This is a genomic window from Pseudomonas sp. 2822-17, from assembly GCF_002742485.1.
In the GTDB taxonomy this organism is placed as follows: domain Bacteria; phylum Pseudomonadota; class Gammaproteobacteria; order Pseudomonadales; family Pseudomonadaceae; genus Aquipseudomonas; species Aquipseudomonas cyclaminis.
Window position 1 is genome coordinate 1 of sequence record NZ_LJRZ01000234.1, and the last position, 349, is coordinate 349.

Genomic DNA, 349 nt, shown 5'->3' on the forward strand with positions numbered 1-349 from the left:
TTAAAAGCACTGTTCTCCCTATAAGAAAAGGGAAAGCAGTGCCTTTTTATCAAAAGATCATATCTATTTTTATAAATTCTGTATAAACAACCTTACAACGTCTGCACCGCCGATGAACGTACCTAATGTACTTCCCACATTCGTTAAAACAACAATTAACAAGATACGAGTTACTTTGTTGTTCCAGAAGCCTTTAGCAGAATGAACATCTTCAGCTAACGCTTCAAAGTCAGACACATGTGGACGTCTAACAACAGCTTGTACAATTCCAGCGAACCAACCTGCAGCCATGAGAGGATTCAAAGAACTCAGTGGTGCCACGATAAACGCTGTCAATATGGTCAAAGGA

General features: G+C 39.5%; 1 pseudogene. It reads right to left on the bottom strand.

The features are described 5' to 3' along the window. Window positions 1-69 precede the first annotated feature (69 nt). Window positions 70-349, bottom strand: a pseudogene (locus AOA60_RS01725) (TraB family protein); the annotation flags it as partial.